At 73.4% G+C, this 18864-nt stretch carries 19 protein-coding genes; 3 read left to right on the forward strand and 16 right to left on the reverse strand.

Annotation, left to right across the window (positions count from 1 at the left end):
- Positions 1 to 102: 102 nt before the first annotated feature.
- The 3 genes from guaB to ACZ3UD_RS03000 form a co-directional block, all read right to left on the reverse strand.
- Entirely contained in the window at positions 103 to 1605 is a 1503-nt protein-coding gene (gene guaB, locus ACZ3UD_RS02990) for an IMP dehydrogenase (RefSeq protein ID WP_380613939.1), read from the reverse strand.
- A gap of 304 nt (positions 1606 to 1909) precedes the next feature.
- Complete coding sequence (locus ACZ3UD_RS02995; protein ID WP_465581609.1) at positions 1910 to 2626, reverse strand: sigma-70 family RNA polymerase sigma factor; 717 nt, start codon at positions 2624 to 2626, stop codon at positions 1910 to 1912.
- 335 nt (positions 2627 to 2961) lie between these two features.
- Positions 2962 to 3573: a response regulator transcription factor gene (locus ACZ3UD_RS03000; RefSeq protein WP_014136228.1), complete on the reverse strand. Its 612-nt coding sequence runs from the start codon at positions 3571 to 3573 to the stop codon at positions 2962 to 2964.
- 564 nt (positions 3574 to 4137) lie between these two features.
- On the opposite strand from ACZ3UD_RS03000, the gene ACZ3UD_RS03005 reads away from it, so the two are divergent.
- On the forward strand, positions 4138 to 4464 hold the full coding sequence (locus tag ACZ3UD_RS03005) for a WhiB family transcriptional regulator (protein WP_380341270.1): 327 nt from the start codon (positions 4138 to 4140) through the stop codon (positions 4462 to 4464).
- A gap of 97 nt (positions 4465 to 4561) precedes the next feature.
- Here ACZ3UD_RS03005 and ACZ3UD_RS03010 read toward each other — a convergent pair whose 3' ends face one another.
- The 3 genes from ACZ3UD_RS03010 to groES all read right to left on the reverse strand — a co-directional run bounded on the left by ACZ3UD_RS03010 (position 4562) and on the right by groES (position 7945).
- Positions 4562 to 5560, reverse strand: coding sequence for a LysR family transcriptional regulator (locus tag ACZ3UD_RS03010; RefSeq protein ID WP_465581612.1), 999 nt, complete (start codon positions 5558 to 5560; stop codon positions 4562 to 4564).
- Between the two features lie 331 nt (positions 5561 to 5891).
- On the reverse strand, positions 5892 to 7523 hold the full coding sequence (gene groL, locus ACZ3UD_RS03015) for a chaperonin GroEL (protein ID WP_465581614.1): 1632 nt from the start codon (positions 7521 to 7523) through the stop codon (positions 5892 to 5894).
- Between the two features lie 116 nt (positions 7524 to 7639).
- Positions 7640 to 7945: a co-chaperone GroES gene (gene groES, locus ACZ3UD_RS03020; protein WP_014136232.1), complete on the reverse strand. Its 306-nt coding sequence runs from the start codon at positions 7943 to 7945 to the stop codon at positions 7640 to 7642.
- A 280-nt stretch (positions 7946 to 8225) separates the two neighbouring features.
- Between groES and ACZ3UD_RS03025 the strand changes: the two genes are divergently transcribed.
- On the forward strand, positions 8226 to 9422 hold the full coding sequence (locus tag ACZ3UD_RS03025; protein ID WP_465582055.1) for a THUMP-like domain-containing protein: 1197 nt from the start codon (positions 8226 to 8228) through the stop codon (positions 9420 to 9422).
- Between the two features lie 8 nt (positions 9423 to 9430).
- Here ACZ3UD_RS03025 and ACZ3UD_RS03030 read toward each other — a convergent pair whose 3' ends face one another.
- The 5 genes from ACZ3UD_RS03030 to tsaB all read right to left on the reverse strand — a co-directional run bounded on the left by ACZ3UD_RS03030 (position 9431) and on the right by tsaB (position 12991).
- Positions 9431 to 10342, reverse strand: coding sequence for a polysaccharide deacetylase family protein (locus tag ACZ3UD_RS03030; RefSeq protein ID WP_465581616.1), 912 nt, complete (start codon positions 10340 to 10342; stop codon positions 9431 to 9433).
- Between the two features lie 79 nt (positions 10343 to 10421).
- A complete protein-coding gene (locus ACZ3UD_RS03035; RefSeq protein ID WP_465581618.1) occupies positions 10422 to 10709 on the reverse strand; it encodes a hypothetical protein in 288 nt (95 codons plus the stop codon).
- Positions 10706 to 11812 (reverse strand): tRNA (adenosine(37)-N6)-threonylcarbamoyltransferase complex transferase subunit TsaD, encoded by a 1107-nt coding sequence (gene tsaD / locus ACZ3UD_RS03040; RefSeq protein WP_465581620.1) that lies wholly within the window; start codon positions 11810 to 11812, stop codon positions 10706 to 10708. The genes ACZ3UD_RS03035 and tsaD overlap by 4 nt, the downstream gene beginning before the upstream one ends.
- Positions 11805 to 12293, reverse strand: coding sequence for a ribosomal protein S18-alanine N-acetyltransferase (gene rimI / locus ACZ3UD_RS03045; protein ID WP_465582057.1), 489 nt, complete (start codon positions 12291 to 12293; stop codon positions 11805 to 11807). Before rimI ends, tsaD begins: the two co-directional genes overlap by 8 nt.
- Positions 12294 to 12316: 23 nt before the next feature.
- Positions 12317 to 12991 carry a tRNA (adenosine(37)-N6)-threonylcarbamoyltransferase complex dimerization subunit type 1 TsaB gene (tsaB, locus tag ACZ3UD_RS03050; RefSeq protein WP_465581622.1) on the reverse strand — a complete coding sequence of 225 codons (675 nt, stop codon included), beginning with the start codon at positions 12989 to 12991 and terminating at the stop codon, positions 12317 to 12319.
- 156 nt (positions 12992 to 13147) lie between these two features.
- On the opposite strand from tsaB, the gene ACZ3UD_RS03055 reads away from it, so the two are divergent.
- Positions 13148 to 13714, forward strand: a complete 567-nt coding sequence (locus ACZ3UD_RS03055) for a hypothetical protein (protein ID WP_465582059.1) — start codon at positions 13148 to 13150, stop codon at positions 13712 to 13714.
- A gap of 8 nt (positions 13715 to 13722) precedes the next feature.
- Here the strand turns inward: ACZ3UD_RS03055 and ACZ3UD_RS03060 are convergent, their stop codons facing one another.
- From ACZ3UD_RS03060 to ACZ3UD_RS03080, 5 genes are all read right to left on the reverse strand, one after another.
- The gene (locus tag ACZ3UD_RS03060) at positions 13723 to 13917 is read right to left on the reverse strand and encodes a hypothetical protein (RefSeq protein WP_380608238.1); all 195 of its coding nucleotides are present in this window, start codon (positions 13915 to 13917) and stop codon (positions 13723 to 13725) included.
- A gap of 105 nt (positions 13918 to 14022) precedes the next feature.
- Positions 14023 to 14517 (reverse strand): tRNA (adenosine(37)-N6)-threonylcarbamoyltransferase complex ATPase subunit type 1 TsaE, encoded by a 495-nt coding sequence (tsaE, locus tag ACZ3UD_RS03065; protein WP_465581625.1) that lies wholly within the window; start codon positions 14515 to 14517, stop codon positions 14023 to 14025.
- Between the two features lie 109 nt (positions 14518 to 14626).
- Complete coding sequence (locus ACZ3UD_RS03070) at positions 14627 to 15931, reverse strand: alpha/beta fold hydrolase (protein WP_465581627.1); 1305 nt, start codon at positions 15929 to 15931, stop codon at positions 14627 to 14629.
- Positions 15928 to 17127 carry an alanine racemase gene (alr, locus tag ACZ3UD_RS03075; RefSeq protein WP_465581629.1) on the reverse strand — a complete coding sequence of 400 codons (1200 nt, stop codon included), beginning with the start codon at positions 17125 to 17127 and terminating at the stop codon, positions 15928 to 15930. Before alr ends, ACZ3UD_RS03070 begins: the two co-directional genes overlap by 4 nt.
- 153 nt (positions 17128 to 17280) lie before the next feature.
- Complete coding sequence (locus ACZ3UD_RS03080) at positions 17281 to 18756, reverse strand: NAD(P)H-hydrate dehydratase (protein ID WP_465581630.1); 1476 nt, start codon at positions 18754 to 18756, stop codon at positions 17281 to 17283.
- Between the last annotated feature and the right edge of the window lie 108 nt (positions 18757 to 18864).

Raw genomic sequence — 18864 nt, forward strand, 5'->3', positions numbered from 1 at the left:
CCCGGCCGCCGGACACGACGAGGGGCCCGCCGTCGCGGTGCGACGGCGGGCCCCTCGGTGGTCCGGCCCTGGTCCCTCAGCCGTTCAGGCCGTCCAGGCCGTTCAGCGGGACGAGTAGTTCGGCGCCTCGACGGTCATCTGGATGTCGTGCGGGTGGCTCTCCTTGAGGCCCGCCGAGGTGATCCGGACGAAGCGGCCCTTGCTCTCCATCTCGGCGATGGTGGCGGCGCCGACGTAGCCCATGGTCTGGCGCAGGCCGCCGACCAGCTGGTGCAGCACGGCCGACAGCGGGCCGCGGTACTGCACCTGGCCCTCGATGCCCTCGGGGACGAGCTTGTCGTCCGAGGCCACCTCGGCCTGGAAGTAGCGGTCCTTGGAGTAGGAGCGGCCCTGGCCGCGGGACTGCATGGCGCCCAGCGAGCCCATGCCGCGGTAGGACTTGAACTGCTTGCCGTTGATGAACAGCAGCTCGCCCGGGGACTCCTCGCAGCCGGCCAGCAGCGAGCCCAGCATCACGGTGTCGGCACCGGCGGCCAGCGCCTTGCCGATGTCGCCGGAGTACTGCAGGCCGCCGTCGCCGATGACCGGCACGCCGGCCGCCTGGCAGGCCTGGGCGGCCTCGTAGATGGCGGTGATCTGCGGGACGCCGATGCCGGCGACCACGCGGGTGGTGCAGATGGAGCCGGGGCCGACGCCGACCTTGACGCCGTCCACGCCGGCGTCGATCAGCGCCTGGGCGCCGTCGCGGGTGGCGACGTTGCCGCCGACCACGTCGACCTTGACGGCCGACTTGATCTTCGCGATCCAGGCCAGCGCGTTGTGGCTGTGGCCGTGCGAGGTGTCGACGACCAGGAAGTCCACGCCCGCCTCGACCAGGGCCTGGGCCCGGTCGAAGGCCTCGGCGCTGGCGCCGACCGCGGCCCCGACCAGCAGACGGCCCTCGGCGTCCTTGGCGGCGTTCGGGTACTGCTCGGCCTTGACGAAGTCCTTGACGGTGATCAGGCCCTTGATCCGGCCCTCGTCGTCGACCAGCGGGAGCTTCTCGATCTTGTGGCGGCGCAGCAGCGCCATCGCGTCCACGCCGGAGATGCCGACCTTGCCGGTGATCAGCGGCATCGGGGTCATGATCTCGCGGACCTGGCGGCTGCGGTCCGACTCGAAGGCCATGTCACGGTTGGTGACGATGCCCAGCAGCTTGCCGGACTCGTCGGCGATCGGCACGCCGGAGATGCGGAACTTGGCGCACAGCGCGTCGGCCTCGGCCAGCGTGGTGTCCGGGCCGACCGTGATCGGGTCGGTGACCATGCCGGACTCGGAGCGCTTCACCAGGTCGACCTGGTTGGCCTGGTCCTCGACCGACAGGTTGCGGTGCAGCACGCCGACGCCGCCCTGGCGGGCCATCGCGATGGCCATCCGCGACTCAGTGACCTTGTCCATCGCCGCGGACAGCAGCGGGATGTTGACGCGGACGTTCCGGGAGACCCGCGAGGAGGTGTCGACCTGGTTCGGCAGCACCTCGGAGGCCCCGGGCAGCAGCAGGACGTCATCGAACGTGAGCCCGAGCATGGCGAACTTCTCGGGTACGCCTGCGGCGTTGTAAGACATTTGGGGGGTACCTTCCGTGGCCGGCCTTATCCGCTCACGCCCTGAGGGAGGGGGCGCGTTCATCGCTCACTCGCGCAGACCGCCGAAAGCCGGGTGGGTTCGGAGGAACCTCCAAGGGAACCCCGTGCGCACCCGCGAAACTTTGGCAACCTGCCCAGGCGCCGATACCCCATGGTACTGGCACCGCGAATGTGCCCTCGTGTGCCCTTGACAACAACCCCCCACCGTGAGTCATTCCGCCCGGTCGACGTGGGGGTGTCCGACAACTCCCGCCGGGCGTCCGACGCGAATCGTCGGACGCGCCCTAGGACGATTCCTCGGCGAGCGCCCGCAGCCGGCTGAGCGCCCGGTGCTGGGCCACCCGGACGGCGCCCGGTGACATCCCGAGCACCTCGCCGGTCTCCTCCGCCGACAGCCCGGCGGCCACCCGCAGCAGCACCAGCTCGCGCTGACGGGCCGGCAGGTTGGAGAGCAGTTCCTTGGCCCAGGCCGCGTCGCTGCTGAGCAGCGCCCGCTCCTCCGGGCCGAGCGCCTCGTCCGGCACCTCCGGCAGGTCGTCCTGCGGTACGACGGTCGAACCGGGCCCGCGCATCGCGGCCCGCTGCAGATCGGCGATCTTGTGCGCGGCGATCCCGTAGACGAAGGCCTCGAACGGCCGCCCCTGGTCCTTGTACCTGGGCAGCGCGCACAGCACCGCGACGCAGACCTCCTGGGCCACGTCGTCCACGTGGTGCCGGGCCCCGCCGGGCAGCCGGACCAGCTTGGCGCGGCAGTAGCGCAGCGCGAGGGGGTGGACGTAGGCGAGCAGGGCGTCGATGGCCGGGCCCTCGCCGCGGACGGCGGCCGCGACCAGTTCGCCCACCAGGGGCGAGCCGCCCGTGCCGAGCACCGGCGGGCGGCCCGGTCCGGCCCCGGCACCGGGGCCGCCGGAGTCGGCGTACGACGGATCGTGCCCCGGGCCGGAGGGCTGGGCCTCACCCGGGTCCGCCTGGCCGGCCGCACCGGCGACGTCGTCGCGCATCGGTCCATGGTGCCTGGTCGATCGGGAAAACGCGGCACCGCGTCCGGAGTTGTGCACCGGAACGTTATGCGCTGCGGCACCGCGCGGTGTGCCGCGCACCACCGGCCCCTCCTGCACCGTGCTGCCTCCCGCCCCGCCGCCGTGGGTGGTCCCGTCCGTCGCGCCGTCCGCCGAGTGTCCTGCGGCTGCGTGGTTCGCCGCAGTGCCTGTCCGCTGGTCCCCGAGGTGCTCCACTCCTCCATGGTGCAACCTCGGGACCGTAACGTCACACGCCCGTGCGACACCCGCTCCGGGAATCGACGGCGGCGCGCCTGGGCCGGCGGCGCCGGCGGCGGTCAGCGGACCAGGCCCCAGCGGAAACCCAGCGCCACCGCGTGCGCGCGGTCGGAGGCCCCGAGCTTCTTGAACAGCCGTCGGGCGTGGGTCTTGACGGTGTCCTCGGACAGGAACAGCTCGCGGCCGATCTCGGCGTTGCTGCGGCCGTGGCTCATGCCCTCCAGCACCTGGATCTCACGCGCCGTCAAGGTCGGCGCCGCCCCCATGTCGGGGCTGCGCAGCCGGCGCGGGGCGAGCCGCCAGGTCGGGTCGGCGAGGGCCTGGGTGACGGTGGCCCGCAGTTCGGCGCGAGAGGCGTCCTTGTGCAGGTACCCGCGGGCACCCGCGGCCACCGCGAGGGCGACACCGTCGAGATCCTCGGCGACGGTGAGCATGATGATCCGGGCGCCCGGGTCGGCGGACAGCAGCCGCCGGACCGTCTCGACCCCGCCCAGGCCGGGCATCCGGACGTCCATCAGGACGAGATCGGAGCGGTCGGCCACCCAGCGGCGGAGGACCTCCTCCCCGTTCGTCGCGGTGGTGACCCGGTCCACACCGGGTACGGTCGCGACGGCGCGGCGAAGCGCCTCGCGGGCGAGCGGGGAATCGTCGCAAACGAGAACGGAAGTCATGACCGTCGTCCTCCGCAGCTGATCCGCGTCACGTTGAGCCTCCTGGCTGGTACGAACCTCTCCGACACGGCCGATCGGCGACGGACTTCGTCCTGATCGCCCCGACTTGCCCGCGATCGTTCCCGACGTCCGGCGCCCGCTAACCGCCTCCGCACTTCCAACGACCGTCACTCGAATGAGTTACGGCCTTCAGGCCATCTCCACCACTGTACGTGGCCAACCCGTTACCGATCAGCCGCATCGCGGTGCACACGCCGCACTTTTGCGCAGCTCGCGCGCGGTCGGCGTACGACCCGCACACCGGTGCGGCGTGTCATGCGCCCGTCGGCCACCCGATTGCCGTACCTGCGCCCGTCGAAACCTCTTGCCCACTTTGCCCGTTTTTATAGCTTTCTCATGGTCATTGACTGTTGTGCCCGTGTGTGGGTGACTTGTCCATGGAGTTGCCTTAAGTCATATTTCCAGGTGTCCATACCAACGCGGGTCGCGCCGCCGGGCACCGCTCGGCCGCAGCCCGCCGAGCACGCCCGACCGACGGCCGATCGCATCCGAAGGGAATGAGCCATGGCAGATTTCTCCCGCCTCCCCGGCCCCAACGCGGACCTCTGGGACTGGCAGCTCTCGGCAGCCTGCCGCGGTGTGGACAGCTCGCTCTTCTTCCACCCCGAGGGCGAGCGCGGGGCGGCGCGCAGTTCGCGCGAGGCCAGCGCCAAGGAGGTCTGTATGCGCTGTCCGGTGATCGCCGAGTGCGCCGCGCACGCCCTGGCGGTCCGTGAACCGTACGGCGTCTGGGGCGGGATGACGGAGGACGAGCGCGAGGAGATGCTGGGCCGCTCGCGCCACCGCCTGGTAGAGGTCCCACTGACCCCGCCGGCGGTCGCGCGGCACTAGACCCTCCTCCATGGTGCGCCGTGAAGAAACGTTTCTTCGCGGCGACTCGTGCTGCTCACAGTCGGTACCCGCTCAGCGGGACCCCGGTCACCGACCGTCAGCGATCGGCGGCCGCACCCGCCAGCCGCTCCAGCATCAGCGCGACGGCCGGCACCTCGGCCAGGTCCGGCAGGGTCAGCGCCACCACCTGGCGCACCGCCGGCGCCCCGGTGGCCGTCCGCACCGGCACCGTCGACACGCCGTCAGGACGCACCGACTGCAACGCCAGCCGGGGCAGCACCGCCACCCCCAGTCCGGCCGCCACCAGGCCGACCACCGCCGGGTAGTCGTCGGTCGCGAAGTCGATCCGGGGCTCGAAGCCCGCGCCGGTGCACAGCTCCACCAGGTGCCCCCGGCACTGCGGGCAGCCGGCGATCCACTGCTCCCCCGCCAGCTCGACCAGCCCCACCGGCCCGCCGCGCCCGGCCAGCGAGTGGGCGGCGGGCAGCAGACCCACCAGCGGGTCGTCCAGCAGCGGGGTGACCACCAGATCGGACCAGTCAGTACCGGCCGACAGCTGCTGCGCCTCCAGGTTGGCCTCGGCCCGCGCCTCGCGCGGGGTGCCGTGCGCGGCGGCCGGCAGTGCGACGGCGCCGTCGGACTGCGGGTAGCGGAAGGCCAGGGCGATCTCGCACTCGCCGCCGCGCAGCATCGCCAGCGACTCCGGCGGTTCCGCCTCGACCAGCGACACGCGCACCCCCGGATGGCTGTCCCGCAGCCGGGCGACCGCGGGCGGCACCAGGGTGGAACTCGCGGTCGGGAAGGAGACCAGTCGCACCCGCCCGGCCCGCAGCCCGGCGATCGCGGCCACCTCCTCCTCGGCAGCGGAGAGCCCGGCCAGGATTCCGGTGGCATGCTTGAGCAGGACCCGCCCGGCCTCGCTGAGCTGCATCCCACGGCCCGAGCGGACCACCAGCGGGGTGTCGACCGACTTCTCCAGAGCCTTCATCTGCTGGCTGATGGCAGGCTGCGTACACCCCAGCTCACGGGCGGCGGCGGAGAAGGAGCCGGTACGGGCGACGGCACGCAGGACGCGCAGATGGCGGGCCTCGATCATGCCTCAGTTATAAGGCAATCTTTGCATTCCGCAAAATTCTACTGATAGTTGAAGTCTGAAGAACGGCTGCCGGAGGCGAGCGGGCGAATCCCCGCCCCGAGCCAAAGGGGCGCGCCGGTGCCGAAAGGGAGAAGCGACCAGCGAGGCACGAGCGCCGGAGCGCCGACCGTCGACACCGGACCCAGAGCGCCCCGGAGGCGAGCGGGCGAATAACAGCCCCGGAGGCGAGCGGGCGAATAACAGCCCCGGAGGCGAGCGGGCGAATAACAGCCGGAGGCCCGGCCCGCCTCCCCGAGGGAGCGGACCGGGCCTCCGGTCAGGCGTCGGAGCCTCAGTGCGAGTGGCCGTGGCCGTGCGAGTGGCCGTGACCGTTCTCGGCCTCCTCCTCCTTCTTCTCCACCACGAGGGTCTCGGTGGTGAGGAGCAGGGAGGCGATCGAGGCGGCGTTCTCCAGCGCGGAGCGGGTGACCTTGACCGGGTCGATGACGCCGGCCTTCACCAGGTCGCCGTACTCGCCGGTGGCGGCGTTGTAGCCCTGGCCGATCTCCAGCTCGGAGACCTTGGAGGTGATGACGTAGCCCTCCAGGCCGGCGTTCTGGGCGATCCAGCGCAGCGGCTCGTGCAGCGCCTTGCGGACCACGGCGACACCGGTGGCCTCGTCGCCCGACAGGCCCAGGCCGTCGTTCAGCACCTTGGCGGCGTGGACCAGGGAGGCGCCACCACCGGCGACGATGCCCTCCTCGACCGCGGCGCGGGTCGCCGAGATGGCGTCCTCCAGGCGGTGCTTGCGCTCCTTCAGCTCCACCTCGGTGGCGGCGCCGACCTTGATGACGCAGACGCCGCCGGCCAGCTTGGCCAGGCGCTCCTGCAGCTTCTCGCGGTCCCAGTCGGAGTCGGTCGCGGCGATCTCGCCCTTGATCTGGGCGACGCGGCCGGCCACGGCCTCGGCGTCACCGGCACCGTCGACGATCGTGGTCTCGTCCTTGGTGATGGTCACGCGGCGGGCGGTGCCCAGCACGTCCAGGCCGACCTGGTCGAGCTTGAGGCCGACCTCCTCGGAGATGACCTGGCCACCGGTCAGGACGGCCAGGTCGCCGAGGATCGCCTTGCGGCGGTCGCCGAAGCCCGGGGCCTTCACGGCGACGGCGTTGAAGGTGCCGCGGATCTTGTTCACGACCAGGGTCGACAGCGCCTCGCCGTCGACGTCCTCGGCGATGATCAGCAGCGGCTTGGAGGCACCGCCCTGCAGGATCTTCTCCAGCAGCGGCAGCAGCTCCTGGATGGAGGAGATCTTGCCCTGGTTGATCAGGATGTACGGGTCCTCCAGGACCGCCTCCTGCCGCTCCGCGTCGGTCACGAAGTACGGCGACAGGTAGCCCTTGTCGAACTGCATGCCCTCGGTGAAGTCCAGCTCCACGCCGAAGGTGTTCGACTCCTCGACGGTGATGACACCGTCCTTGCCGACCTTGTCGATCGCCTCGGCGATCAGCTCGCCGACCTGGGTGTCCTGGGCGGAGAGGGACGCGACGGCGGCGACGTCGTCCTTGCCCTCGATCTCGCGGGCCACCGACAGCAGGTGCTCGGAGACGGCGGCGACGGCCTTGTCGATGCCCTTCTTCAGGGCGGCCGGGCCGGCACCGGCGGCGACGTTGCGCAGACCCTCGTTGACCAGGGCCTGGGCCAGCACGGTGGCGGTGGTGGTGCCGTCACCCGCGACGTCGTTGGTCTTGGTGGCGACCTCCTTGACGAGCTGCGCGCCAAGGTTCTCGTACGGGTCGTCCAGCTCGACCTCGCGGGCGATGGTGACACCGTCGTTGGTGATGGTCGGAGCGCCGAACTTCTTGTCGATGACGACGTTGCGGCCCTTGGGGCCGATGGTCACCTTGACGGTGTCGGCCAGCTTGTTGACACCGCGCTCCAGCGAGCGGCGGGCGTCCTCGTCGAACTGCAGGATCTTCGCCATGTTCCCTATTCCCTCGGGGCTGCGGCCGGCCCAGCGGCCGCCGAACTACGTGAACCAACAACCACGCCCCGGGCCCCTGTCACTTGGGACACGGATCCGGGGCGGGTCGGGACGTCTTACTTCTCGATGATCGCGAGAACGTCGCGGGCGGAGAGCACCAGGTACTCCTCGCCCTGGTACTTCACCTCGGTGCCGCCGTACTTCGAGTACAGGACGATGTCACCGACGGCGACGTCGAGCGGCAGACGCTGGCCGTCCTCAAAGCGGCCCGGGCCGACGGCCAGGACGACGCCCTCCTGGGGCTTCTCCTTGGCGGTGTCCGGGATAACCAGGCCGGAGGCCGTGGTGGTCTCGGCGTCGAGCGGCTGGACCACAATGCGGTCCTCAAGCGGCTTGATGGCAACCTTGCTGCTGGTGGTCACGTCCGAGCTCCCCTTCGGAGATTACGGGGTTTTCTAACGGGTAGGGGCGAACCTGCGAGCCTGCCGTCGCGGGGGTCAGACACGCGTCTTCGCGTTAGCACTCCCCCAGTGGGGAGTGCCAAGGACGACCATAGGGCCGTGTTAGCACTCAGTCAACCAGAGTGCCAACGGCGCGCCCGGGAGTCTCGCGCTGCGGATGAGTGGTCGCACTCGTGTGTGCCTGATCCGCCCTTGGGTCACTCCCGCCCGGCTGCGGCCGGGCGACCTCCTCCCACGTCCTCTGACCGGTCAGAATGGCCCCGTGGACACCGAGAACCTCCAGCCCCTGCTGACCCCCGAGGGTCAGGCCCTGCTCGCCGAGTTGCGCGAGTTCACGCCCGAGGAGGAGTTGGCGCTCGCCACCCGGCTGCGGCGGGAGCATCCGGCGGAGCTGGTGTCGGCGGCGTTCGGGCAGGCGCGGTTGCGGCAGCGGGCGCGGGCGAAGTTCGGGGCGGACGCGGACCTGATGTACTTCACGCCCAACGGGGTCGAGCAGTCCACCCGGCGCAGCGTGGCCGAGTGGCGGGCGCGCCGGTTCGCCGGGTTGGGGGTGCGGCGGCTCGCCGACCTGTGCTGCGGCATCGGCGGGGACGTGCTGGCGCTGGCCCGGGCCGGGATCGAGGTGCTGGCCGTCGACAAGGACCCGGCGGCCTGCGCCGCGACCGCGGCCAACGCCGCCGCGCTGGGCCTGTCCGAGCTGGTCGAGGTGCGCTGCGCGGACGTCGCCGAGGTGGACGTCACCGGCTACGACGCGGTGTTCACCGACCCGGCCCGCCGCACCTCGCGCGGCCGGGTGTTCGACCCCGAGGCGTACGCCCCGCCGCTGTCCTGGGCGATCGAGGCCGGACGGCGGACCCCGATCGGCGCGCTGAAGGTGGCGCCGGGCATCCCGCACGAGGCCGTCCCGGCGGACGCCGAGGCGGAGTGGGTCTCCGACCACGGGGACGTCAAGGAGGCGGTGCTCTGGTTCGGCACCGAGTCCGCCCGCCCGCACCGCGCCACCCTGTTGCCGCAGGGCGCCAGCCTGACCGGCGGCGACCTGCCCGACCCGCCGGCCGGCCCGGTCGGGCGGTACCTGTACGAGCCGGACGGCGCGGTGATCCGGGCGCACCTGGTGGCCGAGGTGGCCGAGCAGGTCGGCGGCCGGCTGATCGACCCGAAGATCGCCTACCTGACCTCGGACGAGCTGGTCGCCACCCCGTACGCGCACGCCTTCGAGCTCACCGACGTGCTGCCGTTCCACATCAAGAAGCTGAAGGCGCTGCTGCGCGAGCGCCAGGTCGGCACGGTGGTGATCAAGAAGCGCGGGATGGCGATCACCCCGGAGGAGTTGCGCCGTCAGCTCAAGCCCTCCGGGCCGAACACCGTCACGGTGATCCTCAGCCGCACCGACCACGGCCCGCTGATGATGCTGGGCCGGCCCGTCCAGGCGCCCTGAGGGACGTCCTAGGAGGCGGGCGGCTGGATGTAGTCGTCCAGCCTGGCCACCGAGAAGCCCTGCTCCTGGATCCGGGCCAGCAGCTCGCCGAACATCTGGGTCATCGTGGCGCCCTTGAGCTCCTTGGGGCCGCGGAAGTGCGCCAGGATGATGTCGCCGGGCTTCAGCTTCTTGTCGGCGGCCTGGTACTGCATGTCGTGGATCTGCATCGACTCGCGCCAGAGCACGATCGCGCGCGGGCCGCACTGCTGCACCGAGGTGTTGAGCATCGGGGTGTTGGCGCCGTCGCCGAACGGCGGGCGGAACAGCAGCGGGGCGGTGCCGTACTGCTGGGTGAGCGCGGCCTGGTCGTCGCAGATCTCGGACTTCTGTTTCTCCGCCGAGAGCTTGCTCATCACCGGGTGGGTGACGGTGTGGTTCTGGATATGGTTGCCGAGCGCCTGGAGCGGCTTGAAGTAGCCGTAGTCGTCCTTGACGATGTCCTTGGTCAGGAACATCGTGATCGGCACCTTGAGGTCGGTCAGCATTTCGACGAACTTCGGGTCCTTCTCGGCGCCGTCGTCGATGGTGATGAAGACGACCTTGTCGCTCGTCTTCACATCGCTGAACACCGGTACGGTGCCGGTGCGTTCGAGCTTGATCGGCTTGTCCGTGGGCGGCGCGGGGGCCGGGGCGAGCGGCTTGAGGTTCCACTTCGCCCAGGCCGCGGCGTCGCCCTCGGCCGGGGCCGCGCCGGGGGTGGTGGCCGCGGCCGTCGGCGCGGCGCCGCCGGACGGCTGGGGCGCGGCCGAGGCGTTCTTCGTCGCGGCGGGGGCGGCGCTGCCGCCGCCCCCGTTGTCGCCGCACGCGGTGGCGAAGGCCAGCAGGGCCAGCGCCCCCGCCGCGTACGTCCTGGTCCTGCTTCGCCCGTCCCTGTTCACCGCACCGCGCTCCCGGTCCCGTCCAGCTTTCTCTCAGCTATGCACGGTAGCGGCCGGGGCGGCGGTTCCCGACCAGCGCCTACTCGACGTGGTCGCTGGTGAAGGACCAGCGGTGCACCGGGCGGCCGAGCAGCTCGGCCGGCGGGTCGGCGACCGGGGCCGGCTCGCCGCTCCACCAGGTGATCAGCAGCACCCTCCCCCAGCCTTCGGCCGGGGGGACCCCCATGCCCGGGGCGGAGAGCAGTTCGAGGCGCTCCAGCCCGGCCGCGCCGCGGACCGCAGGCAGCGCGAACTCCCGCACCCAGGCGGCGAGTTCGGCCCCACGGCCGTCCGCCGCCCGGGCCTCCCACATCGCGGCGACGGTCACGCGGCACCCCCGCCGAGGGCGTCGTAGGCCTGGCCGTGGAAGTCCCCGTGCCCGATGTCCGCGGTCGGCACGTGGACGTCGGTCACCGGCAGCGAGGAGTCGGCGGACAGGTCGAGGGCGGAGGGCGTGCGGTTACGCCACACCATCTCGGAGCCCAGCGCCGCCACCATCGCGCCGTTGTCGGTGCACAGGCCGGGCCGGGGCACCCGCAGCCTGATCCCGGCGCGGTCGCAGCGCTGCTGGGCCATCTCGCGCAGCCGGGAGTTGGCCGCGACGCCGCCGCCGATCATCAGGTGGTCGACGCCGTTGTCCTTGCACGCCTTGACGGCCTTGCGGGTGAGCACGTCGGTGACCGCCTCCTGGAAGGAGGCCGCGACGTCGGCGATCGGCACCTCCTCGCCGGCCCGGCGCTTGGCCTCCACCCAGCGGGCGACGGCGGTCTTCAGTCCGGAGAAGGAGAAGTCGTACTCGGGGTCGTTCCTGCCGCTCAGGCCGCGCGGGAAGTTGATCGCCTTGCGGTCGCCCTCGCGGGCCGTCCGGTCGACGATCGGCCCGCCCGGGAAGCCCAGGCCGAGCACCCGGGCGACCTTGTCGAAGGCCTCGCCGGCCGCGTCGTCGATGGTCGCGCCGAGCGGGCGGACGTCCGTGGTGATGTCCTCGCTGAGCAGCAGTGAGGAGTGCCCGCCGGAGACCAGCAGGGCCATCGTCGGCGAGGGCAGCCGGCCGTGCTCCAGCTGGTCGACGCAGATGTGCGAGGCGAGGTGGTTGACCCCGTACAGCGGCTTGTCCAGCGCCCAGGCGTACGCCTTGGCGGCGCTGACGCCGACCAGCAGCGCGCCGGCCAGGCCGGGGCCGGCGGTGACGGCGATGCCGTCCAGGTCGCTCGCCTTGATCCCGGCGGTGTCCAGGGCGCGCTGGATGGTCGGGACCATCGCCTCCAGGTGGGCGCGGCTGGCGATCTCCGGGACGACGCCGCCGAAGCGGGCGTGGTCGTTGACGCTGGAGGCGACCGCGTCGGCCAGCAGCGTGGTGCCGCGCACGATGCCGACGCCGGTCTCGTCGCAGGAGGTCTCGATGCCGAGGACGAGCGGTTCGTCAGCCATGGCGGGTGTCCTCAATGTCCTTCGGGTCAGTGCTGTCAGTGCTCGGGTGGTCGAGGCGCATCACCAGCGCGTCGACGTTGGCGGGCTGGTAGTAGCCGCGCCGGATGCCCACCGGTTCGAAGCCGTAGCGCTCGTACAGCCGCTGGGCGCGCGGGTTGTCCACCCGTACCTCCAGCAGCAGCTCGGCGCAGCCGCGCCGGGCGGCCTCGCCGATCAGGTCGGTGAGCAGCGCCGCGCCGAGGCCGGCGCCCTGGTGGCGCTCGTCGACGGCGATGGTCTGGACGTCGCCCTCGCCGGCGACTGCCATCAGCCCGGCGTAGCCGACGATGGCGCCGTCCCCGGTGGTGGCGACGGTGTAGTGGCGGGTGCCGCCGGGGTGGGCCTCGGCGAGTTCGGACCAGTACATCCCGTGGGACCAGGCGTCCTCGGGGAAGAGCTTGAGCTCCAGCTCCATCACCGGCTCGATGTCCCACCAGCGCATCGGGCGCAGGGTGGTGCCGTGGTTCACGCCGGGAGCACCGCCTTGCCCCCTAGAACGGTCTTGTAGCCGGCGGGGACCTGGGCGTCCGGGCGGCGCAGGTACAGCGGGAGGTTCGGCAGCAGCTCGCGGCCGGCGGCCAGCTCGGTGGCGGCGAAGCCGGCCAGGGAGCCGGCCGAGACGTGCTCGGGGCCGTGGGCGCCGGGGAAGGCGTCGGGGTAGAGCAGCGCGCCGGCGCCCACCGAGCGGGCCTCGGGCGTCAGCTCGGCCGGGCGGTCCACGCCGGGGCCCTCGGTGCGGCGGCCCTCGGCGTCGTAGGAGGCCCAGTAGACCTCCTTGCGGCGCGCGTCGGTGGCCACCGTGAACGGCTGCCCGGCCAGGCCCTCGGCGCGGGCCTGGAAGGCGATCGCGTCCAGGGTGCAGACGCCGTGCACCGGCAGCCCGAGGGCGTGGCCGAGCGCGGCGGCGGTCACCAGGCCGACCCGCAGGCCGGTGTACGGGCCGGGGCCGACGCCGACCGCGATGCCGGTGAGCCGGTGCTTGTCCACCCCGGCCGCCCGCAGGACCTGGTCGATCGCGGGCAGCAGCAGTTCGCCGTGCCGTCGGGCGTCGACCTGGTGGGTCTCGGCGAGGACGGCCGTGCCGTCGTGGACGGCGGCGGTGACGGCGGGGGTAGCGGTGTCGAACGCGAGCAGCAGCACGGGGTCAAGGTTAGACCGACGTTGGGCCGACCGACTGATCGAGCTGGTGTCCCCATCCGGAACACACGTACTGGGCGCTGCCGACCGGCCGAGGGGACCTGGCACGATAAGGGCGGTACGTACAGAGGACGGCGGCGGGAGCGGCACGTGGCGAAGATGGGTCCTGGAGTGGTGGTCACGGGGTTGACCCTGGGGGCCCTGGCGGTGGTGAGCCTGCTGGCCTTCCAGGCCAACGGCGCGCAGGACCGCGCGGGCGGAGCCCGTCCCACCACCGCCGCGACGTCCGTCGGCCCGGTCGCCTCGGCGACGCCGAGCGCCTCGGCCACCCCGACCGCCCCGCCGCTGCCGACCAGCTCGGGCAGCGGCACGCGGGTGGTCTACTCGGTGAGCAGCCACTACGTCTGGCTGGTCGACCCGAAGAAGAACCCGCAGGTCGCGGCCACCTTCCAGGTCGCCCCGGGCACGGTCGAGCCGACCCCGGGCAGCTACTCGGTGTACAGCCGCACCCCGGTCGGCACCGGTACGGACGGCCGGCAGATCGAGCACGTGGTGCGGTTCGCGCAGCAGAACGGCGTGGTGTTCGGCTTCAGCTCGGCGATGGACGGTACGACGCCGACCGCCGACCCGAAGACCAAGACCGGCGGCATCCGCAGCGGCCGCGCCGACGGGCAGCTGCTCTGGGACTTCGCGCCCAACGGCACCAAGGTGGTCGTGGTCGCCTGAGCCACGTTCTAGGCGGCCCGGGGTGTCTCCGCCTCGGGCTCCTCGGCCTGCTCCGGCCGCGGTTCGGGCGGGGTGGACACCGCCTCGGCGGCCGCACAGGCGGCCAGCAGCGCCCGCATCGGCGCTCCCGGAGCGCGGCGGGCGGACTCTCCGGCCCCGGTGTCGCGCGCGGCGCGCTCCGGGGCGGGGGTGGTGCTCGACATGGCGCCTCCCTAGTTAGGCAGACCTAACCGCAGCACCCATCCCACCACGCCCGGCCCCCCGCCCGCAACACCATGCCGACAGGCTGTCGGTAAAACCGGGAACGCCTACCCGAGCTTCTCCAGCTCCACACCCGACCAGCGCGCTCCGATGCCGGTCAGCACCACCCGGCGCGGGTCGTGGTCCTCCCCGGCGGTGTCGCCGATCGCCCTCTCGATCCGGACCTCCAACCGGTCCTCGGACAGCCGCTCGACCTTGCCCTCGCCCCACTCGACCACGACCACCGACTCCGGCAGCGAGACGTCCAGGTCGAGGTCCTCCATCTCGTCCAGGTTCCCGCCCAGCCGGTACGCGTCCACGTGCACCAGGGCCGGGCCGCCGACCAGCGAGGGGTGCACCCGGGCGATCACGAAGGTCGGCGAGGTCACCGCCCCGCGGACCTGCAGCCCCTCCCCCAGGCCCCGGGTCAGCGTGGTCTTCCCCGCCCCCAGTTCGCCGGAGAGCAGCACCAGGTCACCCGGCCGCAGCAGCGCGGCCAGCTCCCGGCCGAGCCGGCCCATCCGCTCCGGAGTGGGGACGGTGATGGTGGCGTGCGAGCCCATGCGCGTGTCTTGCCCTTCGGTCCGTAGCGGCGCGCCGACCACCGGCCCGCCACCGCTACCGTGCCACACCGCCGCACCCCGCCGCGGCGGGCGGGGGGTCGGGCTGGAGTCAGGCGGGGTCGACGACCGGGTTCGGCTCCGGCTCCCGGGGCCGCTCGCTGGCGAGCTCCAGGACGGCCGCCGGCAGCGGCGCGGCGCCGGCGAAGTCGGCGGCACGGCGCAGCAGCCGCGCCAGCTCGTGGTCGACCAGCTCGGGGCGCTCCAGCAGCACCAGGTGCCCGGCGCCCTCGACCAGCACCAGCTCGGCACCGGGCAGCCGCTCGGCCATCTCCTCGCTGTGCGACGCGGGCGTCAGCAGGTCCTTCGTCCCGGCCAGCACCAGGGCGGGCAGACCGCGCAGGGCGTCCAGCGCCGCGTACTTCTCGTGCGCGTCGAACGCCGGGTAGAACTCGGCGACCACGTCGATCGGCGTGGCGTCCAGCAGCTGCTCGGCGAAGCGCACCACACCGGGGTCGACGTCCCGGCCGCCGAAGGAGAACTTCCGGTAGAAGACGGCGGCCACGTCCGAGCCGACCCGCCTGGTCGCCTCCACCAGGTCCACCTGACGGCCCAGCAGCCGCATCACCCCGGGCGCGACCTTCTTGAACAGCTTCGCCCCGGCCTTCGGCAGCCCGAGGCTCACCTCGTCCCAGTCCCCCGCCAGGGTGCCGACCAGCGCGACCCCGGCGACGCGCTCCCGGAACAGCTCCGGGTGCTGCTCGGCCAGCGCCATCACCGTCATGCCGCCCATCGAATGGCCCACCAGCACCAGCGGCCCGGTCGGCGCGACGGCGTCCAGCACCGCCTTGAGGTCGCCGCCCAGCTGGTCGATGCTCGCCGGATCACCGGCCAGGTACGAGCGGGAGCGCTCGGAGCGGCCGTGGCTGCGCTGGTCCCAGAAGACCAGCCGCATGCCCTCGCGCAGCGCGGCGCGCTGGAAGTGCCAGCTGTCCTGGTTGAGGCAGTAGCCGTGGCAGAACACCAGGGTCAGCGGCTCGGCGCCGTGACTCGCCCGCTCGCCTCCGGGGCGCTCGGGGCGGTGGCCGTCCGGCTCGGCCCAGCTGTCACTCGCCCGCTCGCCTCCCGGGCGCAGGCCGTCCAGCTCCACGTACAGCTCGGTGCCGTCCGGCGCGGCCACCGTCAGCGGGCGCCCGCGCAGCGAGCCGTACGGGGCAGCCGCGTCCAGCTCGGCCCGGGCCCGGCGGCGCATCGCCCGGCCGACCGTCAGCCGCTCGATCGCGACGCCTGCGGCCGCGCCGGCCGCCAGCACGCCGACGGAGATCCCGATCACACCGGCCCGGCTCACCCCGGACGCCGCGCCGGCCGCCTTGGCCACCGCCGCGACCGGGTTGCTCTCGGCCGGTGTGCCGGTCATGCCGGCAGGCCCTCGCGGTGGCTGCCGCCCAGGTAGCGGCGGGGCACCCGGGCGCCGATCCGGGTGATGACCTCGTACGAGACGGAGCCGCAGGCGCGGGCCCAGTCCTCGGCGGTCGGCTCACCGCGCTCGCCGTTGCCGAACAGCAGCACCTCGTCGCCGATCTCGGGGGTGTCGCCACCCAGGTCCACCACGAACTGGTCCATCGCGACCCGGCCGGCCACCGTGCGCCACTTGCCGCCGATCTGCACCGGGCCGGTGCCACTGGCGTGGCGCGGGATGCCGTCGCCGTAGCCGACCGGAACGAGCCCCAGGGTGGTCGGGCCGGGCGTCACGTAGTGGTGGCCGTAGCTGACCCCGTGCCCGCCGGGGACGTGCTTGACCAGCGCCAGCCGGGCGGTCAGCGCCATCACCGGGCGCAGCCCGAAGTCCGCCGGGGAGCCGACCGCGGGCACCGGCGACAGTCCGTACGCGGCCAGGCCGGTGCGGACCAGGTCGAAGTGCGTCTCGGGCAGCAGCAGGGTGGCCGGGGAGTTCGCCAGGTGCCGGACCTCCGGGCGCAGCCCGGCGGCCTCGGCGTGCGCCAGCGCGGCGCGGTAGGAGTCCAGCTGGGCCTGGATCGACGGGTGGCCGGGCTCGTCGGCGGCGGCGAAGTGCGACCAGATGCCGACGACCTTCAGCAGCCCCTCGGCCTCGGCGCGCCGGGCGTTCGCCACCAGCTGCGGCCAGTCGTGCGGCTGGCAGCCGTTGCGGCCCAGGCCGGTGTCGGCCTTCAGGTGGACCCGCGCCGGGATGCCGGTCTCCCGGACGGCCGGCAGCAGTTCCTCCAGCGCCCACTGGCCGCTGACCGAGATGTCCAGGTCCGCGCGCAGCGCCTCGCGCCACGGCCCGCCGGGCGTCCACAGCCAGCACAGGATGCGGGCCCGCTCCGGGCGGATGCCCGCGGCCCGCAGCGCCAGCGCCTCCTCGGGCATCGCGCAGCCGAGCCAGCCGACCCCGTTCGCGACCGCCTCCCGGGCGCACTCGACCGCGCCGTGGCCGTAGGCGTCGGCCTTGACCGCGAGCATCACGGCGGAGCCGCCGACGCGCTCGCGCAGCGCGGCGAGGTTGCCGCGCAGGGCGGCGAGATCGATGGTCGCCTCAGCCCGTACGCCGTCGGTGAGGGTGGCTGTGCCGATCGTGTTCGCAGTTGTCATCAGGGTCAGTCTCCCAGACGTCCCGGAGTCCTCGCCGAACGGCCCATCGGCGCGGCGGTCGGCACCGGGGCGCCGGGCACCCAGCCGACCTGCGGCGGACGACTGTTCCGCCGTGTCTGGGACGCCCCGAACGGACGGTTCGGTTCCGTTCGACTAGCCCTGACGCACCGCCCGCCAGACCGCCGGGAGCGCCCCGGCGACGCCCGTCGCCGTCACCGGCGCGCCCGGGGCGCCCGCCGCCTCGCGGCCCGCCAGGCCGTGCAGGTAGGCGGCCACCGAGGCGGCGTCCAGCGGCGTCAGGCCCGAGGCCAGCAGCGAGCCGGCCAGACCGGCCAGCACGTCCCCGCTGCCCGCGGTGGCGAGCCAGGAGGTGCCGGTCGGGTTCACCCGGACGGCCCCGCCCGGGTCGGCCACCACTGTGGTGGAGCCCTTCAGCAGCACGGTGGCCCGGTAGGCGGCCGCCAGCCGCCGGGCGGTGGCCAGGCGGGCGGCGGCCAGCTCCCCGGCGGCGGGCGGCGCGGTGCCCTCGGCGCCCGCGAGCAACCGGGCGGCCTCGCCGGTGTGCGGGGTGAGCAGGGTCGGCGCGGTGCGGCCGGCCAGCGCCCGCGGGCCGAGCCGGCCCAGCTCGGTCAGCCCGTCCGCGTCCACCAGCACCGGGACGTCAGCTGCCAGTGCCTCGGCCAGCGCCTGCCGCGCCCCCTCACCGCCGCCCGGCCCGACCACCCAGGCCTGCACCCGTCCGGCCCCGGCCGGCCCGCCCTCGGTGACCAGCGCCTCCGGGAAGCGCCGCACCACCTCCTCAGCCGCCGTACCGACGTACCGGACGGCGCCCGCGCCACCCCGCAGCGCCCCGGCGACCGCCAGCAGCGCCGCCCCCGGGTACGTCGCCGAGCCGGCCGCCACCCCGACCACGCCGCGCCGGTACTTGTCGCTCTCCGCGCCCGGCAACGGCAGCAGCGCCGCCACGTCCGTGTGCTGCAGGACCGTCACCTCCGGCTCCGGCAGCTCCAGCCCGATGTCCACCAGCTGCACCGCGCCCGCGTACGAGGCCCCCGGGTCGACCAGCAGTCCCGGCTTGTACGTGCCGAAGCAGACCGTGACGTCCGCGCGCAGCGCCGCCCCCGGCACCTCGCCGGTGTCCGCCTCGACCCCGCTGGGCAGGTCCACCGCCACCACCGCGCCGCGCCGCTCGGCCCGCGCGTACGGCTCCGCCTCAGGGCGTAGCCCGCCCCGGCCGCCGATGCCGACGATCCCGTCCAGCACCAGGTCCGCGCAGGAGAAGTCGGCCAGGCCGACTTCCCGCTCCGCCGTCACCCGTCCGCCCGCAGCCCGCAGCGCGGCCAGCCCGCCCTGATGCGCCTTCCGCGGCGCCAGCAGCACCGCCGTCACCCGCGCCCCGCGCCGCGCCAGTGCCGCCCCGGCGTACAGGGCGTCACCCCCGTTGTCCCCGCTGCCCGCCAGCACCACCACCCGGCTGCCGTACACCCGCCCCCGACACCGCGTCAGCAGCCGGGCGCACGTCGCCGCCAGCCCGGCCGCCGCCCGCTGCATCAGCGTGCCTTCCGGCAGCCGCGCCATCAGCGCGGCCTCGGCGGCCCGAACCACGTCAACCCGGTGCGCGTGACGCATATGAAAGCTCCTCCAGCAGTCGGCTACCGCCGACGCTAGCCCGCGCCGGCCCCACGGGAGCCGGGCCTGCGGCACACTTTCGAGTGACAACCACTTCGATCCCCCGCC

This window comes from Kitasatospora sp. NPDC023118 (genome assembly GCF_055560875.1).

Coding starts and splice junctions, on each gene's coding strand:
- guaB (WP_380613939.1), bottom strand. CDS start 1,605: ATGTCTTACAACGCCGCAGGCGTACCCGAGAAGTTCGCCATGCTCGGG.
- ACZ3UD_RS02995 (WP_465581609.1), bottom strand. CDS start 2,626: ATGCGCGACGACGTCGCCGGTGCGGCCGGCCAGGCGGACCCGGGTGAG.
- ACZ3UD_RS03000 (WP_014136228.1), bottom strand. CDS start 3,573: ATGACTTCCGTTCTCGTTTGCGACGATTCCCCGCTCGCCCGCGAGGCG.
- ACZ3UD_RS03005 (WP_380341270.1), top strand. CDS start 4,138: ATGGCAGATTTCTCCCGCCTCCCCGGCCCCAACGCGGACCTCTGGGAC.
- ACZ3UD_RS03010 (WP_465581612.1), bottom strand. CDS start 5,560: ATGATCGAGGCCCGCCATCTGCGCGTCCTGCGTGCCGTCGCCCGTACC.
- groL (WP_465581614.1), bottom strand. CDS start 7,523: ATGGCGAAGATCCTGCAGTTCGACGAGGACGCCCGCCGCTCGCTGGAG.
- tsaD (WP_465581620.1), bottom strand. CDS start 11,812: ATGGCTGACGAACCGCTCGTCCTCGGCATCGAGACCTCCTGCGACGAG.
- rimI (WP_465582057.1), bottom strand. CDS start 12,293: ATGCGCTGGTGGGACATCGAGCCGGTGATGGAGCTGGAGCTCAAGCTC.
- ACZ3UD_RS03055 (WP_465582059.1), top strand. CDS start 13,148: ATGGGTCCTGGAGTGGTGGTCACGGGGTTGACCCTGGGGGCCCTGGCG.
- ACZ3UD_RS03060 (WP_380608238.1), bottom strand. CDS start 13,917: ATGTCGAGCACCACCCCCGCCCCGGAGCGCGCCGCGCGCGACACCGGG.
- tsaE (WP_465581625.1), bottom strand. CDS start 14,517: ATGGGCTCGCACGCCACCATCACCGTCCCCACTCCGGAGCGGATGGGC.
- ACZ3UD_RS03070 (WP_465581627.1), bottom strand. CDS start 15,931: ATGACCGGCACACCGGCCGAGAGCAACCCGGTCGCGGCGGTGGCCAAG.
- alr (WP_465581629.1), bottom strand. CDS start 17,127: ATGACAACTGCGAACACGATCGGCACAGCCACCCTCACCGACGGCGTA.
- ACZ3UD_RS03080 (WP_465581630.1), bottom strand. CDS start 18,756: ATGCGTCACGCGCACCGGGTTGACGTGGTTCGGGCCGCCGAGGCCGCG.